Origin of the sequence: Spiroplasma sp. ald (assembly GCF_044714355.1) — a bacterium.
In the GTDB taxonomy this organism is placed as follows: Bacteria; Bacillota_I; Bacilli_A; order Mycoplasmatales; family Mycoplasmataceae; genus Spiroplasma; species Spiroplasma phoeniceum.
On the sequence record NZ_RXFY01000189.1, the window covers coordinates 1 to 729 of the forward strand.

General features: G+C 25.2%; 1 protein-coding gene. It reads left to right on the top strand.

Annotation, left to right across the window (positions count from 1 at the left end; all coding sequences use genetic code 4):
* Positions 1–165 precede the first annotated feature (165 nt).
* Positions 166–687 (top strand): hypothetical protein, encoded by a 522-nt coding sequence (locus EHU54_RS06055; RefSeq protein ID WP_400249500.1) that lies wholly within the window; start codon positions 166–168, stop codon positions 685–687.
* Positions 688–729: the final 42 nt, after the last annotated feature.

The following is a 729-nucleotide window of genomic DNA, read 5'->3' on the forward strand; positions in this document are numbered from 1 at the left end:
TATTAAATTTTTAAATAAAAGACATAATTAATGAAAATTATAATTTGCTATTAGTATTTTTTTAAAAATATTTACAATTATTTTAATAGGTTATGCAAGAAGTCTATTAAAAATAGTGATGGTGAAATTGCGGTTTCAGATTTAAAACAAAATAAAATTACTTTAATGTCAAATTCTAGTAAGCGTAATAATGCTGATTTTAATGCTGAAACTGGTGAATTAAGAATATGAGACCCAATCTTCCAAAATAATGACCAAGTTGCAGATTTTAGTGTTATTAAAACAAACAAAACGCCTGGACTAGAAGCAACAGATGACACATTACCAACTACTAAATATATTAATGAACATTATGCTTTAAAAGAAAGTATCGAGCAGTGAAAAGAAGTTGGAGAAAGAGTAAATGAAAAAGTAATTAAATATAAATTTATTTTAGGGAAAAAATATAAAGTTCATTTTATTTGAGAACGACCAACTGCAGATTTTGTTATAACAACTTGTTTTGAATGTAAAGATAATCATGGTGGTTTGCAAACTATTTCAACTAGTTTAGCATTGGGAACGAATGGAGCAACAAGAATTGGTTTTTTAAGTGCAGATAATTCTCTTAATAATCATAAAGTAGTAATTTCAATGACAGGTGATGAATATTCGCCAACAATTCTAAAATTAGAAGAGTTACAATAAATTAACGAGGATAATTATGGTTAATAAAAATATTATAATTAA